A 2,151-nucleotide genomic window follows, 5' to 3' on the forward strand; every position below is an offset into this window, starting at 1 on the left:
TCGTCGGCTACGACACGCAGCCGAAATTCTCCAGCGCGCTCAATGCCGACATCGCGGCGCGTGGCGGCCGCGTCATGGTCTTCGTGCATGGCTACAACACCGGCTTCGATGCCGCCGTCTATCGCCTCACCCAGATCGTCCATGATTCCGGCTATCCCGGCACGCCCGTGCTGTTTTCCTGGGCATCGGGCGCCAGGACCACCGACTACGTTTATGACAAGGAAAGCGCCAGCGCCGCCCGCGACCAGCTGGAGGTGACGCTCAGGATGCTGGAGCAGTCCGGCGCGCGGCGCATCGACATCGTCGCGCATTCGCTCGGAACCTGGGTCACCATGGAAACGCTGCGGCAGATGGCCATCACCGGCGACCGCGATCTCGGCGGCAAGCTCGGCGACGTGGTGCTGGCTTCGCCCGACATCGATGTCGACGTGTTCAAGAGCCAGATGCGGCGCTATGGCAAGCCCGACAAGCCGTTCATCCTGCTGTTGTCGGACGACGACCGCGCGCTGCGGCTCTCCGGCCTGATCGCCGGATCCCGGCCGCGCGTCGGCGACTACAAGGATGCCGCCGATCTCGCCTCCTATGGCGTGTCGGTCGTCGACCTGTCCAAGGTCAAGGGATCGGACAGCTTCAACCATACGAAGTTCGCCGACAATCCGACGCTGGTGAAGATGATCGGCCAGCGGCTGCGCGAGGATGACGGCTTTGCCAGCGACCGTGACGTGACAGACCGCATCAGCCTGCTTGGCCAATAGGTGCGGTCCCGCGGTTTTCGCCGTGCCTGCCCGGCATCGCGGACGTGTGGATACACTTTGAACTGGACCGCGCCGGTCTCTGGCCTTATCGGAATAGCCAGCGACGTCACGCGTTTGACGTCCCCCTTGGCGGGAGCCGGCGTATGACCATGCGTTCGAAGAGCTACCTCGTCGTTGCATTGGCGCTCGCTGTCACCGGCTGCGCCGGCGGCAAAACGCACGACCTGCTCAACAAGACGACGCTCACGGTGCCCGCTTCCGACATCGCGGCCACGCATGAAATCTTCGTCGCCACCACCCGCCAGAGGGCAACCAAGGACCCGCGACAGGTGTTCGACGGCGATCGCTCGCTGACCACCAGCTTTGCCCTTGTCGACGTCACCGTCCCGAAAAACCATCAGGTCGGCGCCATCGAGCGGGCCAAGGGATCCGCGAACAGCAATCCGGCCAAGGATTTCACCGCCAAGGACGTCACCTTCTATGAAGGCGCGCCGCAATTCGCCAAGGCGGTCGGCGCCGACATCGCCATGCGCGGCGACCGTGCGCTGGTTTTCGTGCACGGCTTCAACAACGGCTTCGATGACGGCATCTACCGGCTGACGCAGATCGCGCACGACACGAAATATCCCGGCACCCCGGTGCTGTTCTCATGGGCTTCGAGCGGCAAGACCACGGGTTACATCTACGACAAGGAAAGCGCCAACGCAGCGCGCGACGACCTCGAGGCGACGCTCAGGATGCTGGCCAAGACCAAGGTCAAGAGCATCGACATCATCGCCCATTCGATGGGGACCTGGGTGACCATGGAGGCTCTGCGCCAGCTTGCCATCACCGGCGATCGCGATCTCGACGACAAACTCGGTTACGTCATCCTGGCCTCGCCCGACATCGATGTCGACGTGTTCAAGAAACAGATGATCCGTTACGGCAAACCCGACAAGCCATTCGCCATCCTGCTCTCGGCGGATGACCGGGCTCTCAAGCTGTCCTCCCTGATCTCGGGCGATAAGCCGCGCGTCGGCGATTACGGCGATGCGGCCGACCTCGCCAGCTATGGCGTGTCGGTGGTCGACCTTTCCCAGGCCAAGGGCGGTGACCGCCTCAACCACGCCAAATTCGCCGACAACCCAATGCTGGTGCAACTGCTGGGCGATCGGCTGCGGGCGCCTGCCGGCCTTGCCTCGGACGAGCCCGTCCCGACTCAGCTCAACAATCTCGGCCAGGGCCTCGGCAAGGCCGTCGGCTCGGTCGCGGAAATCGTCATCACCACGCCGTTCAAGGTGCTGACCATCGCCACCGGCGGGTAGCCGAGGGCAGCTTCCTGGTGGAGACCATCAGGTGTCGAAGTCGGCGCTGCCCCTCACCTGCCTGCCGGCATCCTCTCCCCGTATAGTGA

General features: G+C 64.2%; 1 protein-coding gene and 1 pseudogene (1 of these 2 running past the window's edge). Both read left to right on the forward strand.

The genetic code is table 11. The features are described from left to right. Positions 1-755, forward strand: a pseudogene (locus EOC06_RS34795) (alpha/beta hydrolase) (it extends 337 nt beyond the left edge of the window). 143 nt (positions 756-898) lie between these two features. Next, positions 899-2,062, forward strand: coding sequence for an alpha/beta hydrolase (locus EOC06_RS34800; RefSeq protein WP_128309941.1), 1,164 nt, complete (start codon positions 899-901; stop codon positions 2,060-2,062). The last annotated feature ends 89 nt before the right edge of the window (positions 2,063-2,151 follow it).

The organism is Mesorhizobium sp. M7A.F.Ca.MR.362.00.0.0 (genome assembly GCF_004023175.1).
GTDB lineage: Bacteria > Pseudomonadota > Alphaproteobacteria > Rhizobiales > Rhizobiaceae > Mesorhizobium.

Coding starts and splice junctions, on each gene's coding strand:
- EOC06_RS34800 (WP_128309941.1), top strand. CDS start 899: ATGACCATGCGTTCGAAGAGCTACCTCGTCGTTGCATTGGCGCTCGCT.